At 39.5% G+C, this 4,887-nt stretch carries 7 protein-coding genes; all 7 read right to left on the bottom strand.

Annotated features, from left to right (window positions below; all coding sequences use genetic code 11):
• On the bottom strand, window positions 1-529 hold a 529-nt coding region (locus tag RQ763_RS09495; protein ID WP_314152617.1), incomplete at its 3' end, for an aminotransferase class I/II-fold pyridoxal phosphate-dependent enzyme.
• Between the two features lie 57 nt (window positions 530-586).
• On the bottom strand, window positions 587-1,114 hold the full coding sequence (locus RQ763_RS09490) for a hypothetical protein (RefSeq protein ID WP_314152616.1): 528 nt from the start codon (window positions 1,112-1,114) through the stop codon (window positions 587-589).
• Between the two features lie 8 nt (window positions 1,115-1,122).
• Window positions 1,123-1,794: a HesA/MoeB/ThiF family protein gene (locus RQ763_RS09485; protein ID WP_314152614.1), complete on the bottom strand. Its 672-nt coding sequence runs from the start codon at window positions 1,792-1,794 to the stop codon at window positions 1,123-1,125.
• Complete coding sequence (locus RQ763_RS09480) at window positions 1,791-2,588, bottom strand: carbon-nitrogen hydrolase family protein (protein WP_314152613.1); 798 nt, start codon at window positions 2,586-2,588, stop codon at window positions 1,791-1,793. Before RQ763_RS09480 ends, RQ763_RS09485 begins: the two co-directional genes overlap by 4 nt.
• The gene (xseB, locus tag RQ763_RS09475; protein ID WP_294930019.1) at window positions 2,589-2,804 is read right to left on the bottom strand and encodes an exodeoxyribonuclease VII small subunit; all 216 of its coding nucleotides are present in this window, start codon (window positions 2,802-2,804) and stop codon (window positions 2,589-2,591) included.
• Window positions 2,797-3,903, bottom strand: a complete 1,107-nt coding sequence (locus RQ763_RS09470) for a homoserine O-acetyltransferase (RefSeq protein WP_314152611.1) — start codon at window positions 3,901-3,903, stop codon at window positions 2,797-2,799. Before RQ763_RS09470 ends, xseB begins: the two co-directional genes overlap by 8 nt.
• A gap of 2 nt (window positions 3,904-3,905) precedes the next feature.
• Window positions 3,906-4,887, bottom strand: a 982-nt coding sequence (locus RQ763_RS09465) for an O-acetylhomoserine aminocarboxypropyltransferase/cysteine synthase family protein (protein ID WP_314152610.1), incomplete at its 5' end; no start/stop codon positions are given.

Raw genomic sequence — 4,887 nt, 5'->3', positions numbered from 1 at the left:
GCTCATCAAGAGTAAGCGTGGATGTGGTTGGATTGTTTGGAAAGTTTAAAATCACAAGATGACATTCAGATAATTTCTCTTCATCAATCAGAGGCTTAAAGTTGTTCTTCTCTGTAAGATTGAGATATATCGTCTTTGCTCTTGAAGCAATAGCGGCTCCCTCATAAATCTGATAAAAAGGGTTTGTAAAAGCGATAGCCGGCTCTTTTTTGTCAAAAAGAAGAAATTGTGGAAAGTTAAAAAGAACCTCTCTTGTACCAAAAGTAGGGATAATCTGATCGTTAGTGAGCTCTACGCCGAACCTTTTTGCAACAAACTCTCTTTGAGCCTCTCTTAAGCTCTCTTCTCCTGCGGTTTTAGGGTATCTTCTAAGAAGTGAAGCATTGTCACAGAGTGCTTTTTGTATAAAATCGGGAGTTTCAAATTGCGGTTCACCGATTGTTAAAGCTAACGACTCATATTTGTCGTTTGGCGCAATATCTTTAAGTAAATTATTTAGTTTTTCAAATGGATATAATTCAAATTTCATAGTTTTTAGCGCCTTTAATAGTAGTCACAATTATATCCAAAATCATTAAAAGAGAGGTTAATGACTGTCAAACTCTTCTAGGCATGAGGCTTCCCCCTCTGAGACTCTACAATATTTGGAATTCTTTTCAAAAGTTATCATATATGGGCGCTGCGACATGTCGAGAGTTTTGGCAACCTCTGCGATTTCACTCAGCGCATCTATAGTGCTTTGTCTAGCTTTAAAGTTGCTAAGATCCACCTCCTCTTCATATATCATAATCTCCGTAAGTGTCTCTTTTGGGTCTGCAGATTCATATATATACTGCATTGTTTTTTCAGAGTCCAGACGCGGTAATCTGTACAAAAAAATGTGGTATGTGCTGGAGAGCTGCAGCATTTTATTTTCATCTATCTTTTTCATAAGACTACGTGAATATTTGCATAGAGGATCAACAAAAACATAAATATCACTCTCTTTACCGCTTCCAAACTTGATGGCATGTCTTGCTATTGATTCAAGACTCTCTTTTGGTTTTTGCGTTATGCTAAAAACATCTGCTGCGCTAAGATTAAAAATTAAGAGAAAAATAGATAAAAACTTCATGTATATCCTTATGTTTTTGGAAGAGAGAATTTTTGCGTTATCAGCTCGCCTTCGTTGTTAAAAAAGAGGTAGTAGAGCCAATCTTTTTTTACACTTAAACCGGCTAAGTACCTAAGTGCTAGATTTGCTTGCAGGGAAGCAATGTGCATCACTATTGGAGCGGTAATCCCAGCTGGAGTTTTTGATGTAATCTTAAAAGCATCTCTAAAAGATGACTCTTTAAAAAAACAGACCTGCCCGTGAAAAGCCTCAACGCTTCCATATATCCAAGGCAAATCTTTACCTCTGCAGTAGTCGTTTATCTCTGCGCGAGTTGGAAGATTGTCTGTCGCATCGATTATTAGATCAACCTCTATATTTTTTTCGCACCACTCGCTAAAGTTGCCCTCATGAGCAACTGCTTTTACAAAAGGGCATCTCTGCTCTATAAGCTCACAATTTACAACTGCTTTGTTTTTCCCCTCGTCACCCATCTTAAAGGCGATCTGTCGGTGGATATTGTGCAGGGAGACTTCATCAAAATCTATCATATGAATCTCGCCAATACCGCTTGCGCCCAAAGCAAAGGCCAAAGAGCTTCCAAGCCCGCCTGCACCTACTATTGCTATCTTTTTTTGCTGTAACTCTCTTTGGGTATCTTCCCCCCAAAGCTGAACTTGACGGTGAAAATACTCCATCATAGAGAGCTCCTTTTGTGTATTATCTCTTTAAAACCCCAAAACTTTCTCGCCTTTAGTACTTCAGAGTGCTGCATATCGACGATCATAAGCTCCTCTTTATTACCCAAGTGCTCAAGAAGTTCTCCGTTTGGCGAAGCTAGAAGCGAATCACCGTAAAAATGCCATGTAAAGCCATCCTCACTATACTCGCCAATTCTGTTTGCTCTTAAAATATAACAGTTGTGGGTAAATGCGCGTGAGAGTATAAGCGCTTTCCATCTCTCAAAGGAGTCAAAAGTAGAGACACTCGGCAGTAAAATACAATCTATATTTTTAGAAGTCAAATCTTTAAATATTATATCAAAATGGAGTTCAAATCCGCTCATGACTCCAAATTTAAATCCATCTATATTAAATATCAACGGAGATTCAATGGCTTTTTGTTCGTTTGCAAAAAACTTCTCTTCGTTCCAGTGCGGGTAGTTTATGAGAAGCTGCTGCTGGTAGTAAGATGTAGAGTAGGGTGCAAATTTTGCGATACTTTTGTACGTTTTGCCTCTTTTTACGATAATAATCGGAGCGATAATGGTAATCCCATAGGTTTCACTGAGCTCTCTTAGCACTTTTATTTGATGCTCTGAGTGCTCTTTTATCATAGTTGCTGAGAGAGTTTGAAGCTCTTTGAAAAAAGGGTTGAGTATATACTCCCCCAAAAGTAAAACTTTTACTCCCTGCTTGGAAGCGATTCGGATATAGTTGTAGAGCTTCGTTGAGCTCATTCCCTGCGCACTAAGTTGAAGTACCGCGGCGCGCAACTACTCTCCCTTTATTTGCGTAATTTTAATCTCTGCTTCTTCGAGTATTTTCTGCGCCTCTGCTAACTCTTTCATCCCTTTTTCGTACGCTTTTACACTCTCTGAGAGTGTAATTTCAGGATTCATTAAAGTTTCTAAAATCTTCTTAGCATTTTGCAGTTTTGACTCAAAATTTTCGGTTTCTTTAGGAGTAAAATCTTCTGTTTCTTTAGCCATTTAACACATCCTCTATATATTTTTCAAATTTATCAACTTCTACCAAAAAGGAGTCATGCCCATAGTCGCTCTGGACATCAAGATAGTTGTGGTTTTTATACCCTATGGCAGTAAGTGTATCGCTAATTTCCTTCATCTCGTAATTTCTAAAGAGCAGATCGTTACTAAAGCTAATAAGATGAAGTTCTGTATTTATCTTCTGTAGAGCTTCGCTTAAAGAGTCAAATCCGCGGGAGAGGTCATAGATGTTTATCGCTTTTGTGATATAGAGATAAGAGAGCGGATCAAACCATTTTGTAAAGTTGTAGCCGTTGTACTCTAAATACATCTCTATTTGAAACTTGCCGAAAAGCTCGTAGAGACCATCGGTGCTTTTGTACTCTCTGCCGAATTTGCTCTGCATCGATTCAGGGGAGAGAAAGCTTATGTGTCCTGCCATTCTGCCAACTGCCATGCCGAATAATCCGTTAGCAGCTATCTCCTTGCTCTCATAGTAGCCACCCTTAAAATCGGGATCTTTTAGTATTGCCTCTTGAGATATTTTGTTAAAGGCAATAGCCCAAGGCTGCGTTGCATGCGTTGTTGCCAAAGAGATGATTTTTGAAGCAAAATCAGGGTAGTGAATGGCAAAATGAAGTGCTTGCATACCGCCCATTGAACCGCCGATAATTGCATGAACACTGTGGATACCGAGTTTGTCAAAAAGAATTCTTTGCGCTTTTACCATGTCTTTTATGGTAATAACCGGAAATTTATATCGGTATGGATTTTGATGCGGGTGCTGTGCGCTCATAGGTCCCGTTGAGCCAAAACAGCTGCCAAGAACATTTGTGCATATTACGAAATATTTGTCGGTGTCCACTGCTTTGCCGCTGCCGATAAGGTTGTCCCACCATCCCGCTTTTTTATCTCCATCATAAGTTCCCGCACAGTGATGAGAACCTGTAAGAGCATGGCAGATAACTATGACGTTGCTTTTATCAACGTTAAGTTTCCCGTAAGTTTCGTAAGTTATATCGTATGGTTCTAATATACGTCCGCTCTCAAGGTAGAGCGGGTTTGTGAAATGTTCTGTGTATGTCTTTAAGTTTAATGACAAATTTACGCCTCTAGCGCCTGTTTGATATCTGCTACTAAATCCCTAATGCTCTCTAGTCCGCAAGAGATTCTAATAAGCCCCGATGGAACTCCACAAGCAATCAACTCTTTTTCATTTAACTGCTGATGGGTTGTTGAAGCAGGATGTGTAATGATAGACTTCGAATCCCCGATGTTTACAACAAGGGAGTAGAGCTTAGTTGCATTGACTATTTTTACAGCCTCATCAAGAGAGCTCACTTCAAAGCTTAGCAGTCCGCTGCAGGCACCATTTTCAAAATACTTTTGAGCATTTTTATAGTTTGCGTTGCTTTTTAATCCCGGATAGTTTACTTTTTTAACCTTTGGATGTGACTCTAAAAACTCTGCTAATTCAAGTGCATTTTTAGAGTGTTCTCTCATGCGAAGAGAGAGAGTTTCAATCCCTTGAATAAAGAGCCATGAGTTAAAAGGAGATACGACAGCACCCAAATCACGAAGAAGTGAAAGACGAGCGCGAAGCGTAAACGGTGGAAGCGGCACCTCTACATAAACTAGACCGTGGTAAGAGTTATCAGGCTCATTAAAGTGAGCGTAGCGAGGATTTGCTTTTAATTTCTCAACCAAACCTTTTCTCTCAACCAAAATACCGCCGATTGCAAGACCTTGTCCTGTTGTATATTTGCTTGCGCTATGAACTGTTATATCAGCTCCATGCTCAAACGGACGGCATAAAACTGGAGTTGCTACAGTGTTGTCAACTACCGTTAAAATCCCATATTTGTTTGCGATTTTAGTAATTGTTTCAATGTCTGCTACATCGATGCTTGGGTTTGTCAAAGACTCAAAAAAGATAACTTTTGTCTTCTCGTCTATTAGCTTCTCCATAGCATTAGTGTCATGAACATCAAAAAATCTAGCTTCAATTCCAAATCTTTTTAGCGTGTGAGCAGTTTGAGTCAGAGTTCCGCCGTAGAGTTGTCTAGCGCAAACTATGTTGTCTCCG

The organism is Sulfurimonas sp. (genome assembly GCF_032250635.1).
Classification (GTDB): Bacteria; Campylobacterota; Campylobacteria; order Campylobacterales; family Sulfurimonadaceae; genus Sulfurimonas.
The sequence above is the reverse complement of the archived record's forward strand: the minus strand, read 5'-3'. Positions and strand labels throughout refer to the sequence as shown.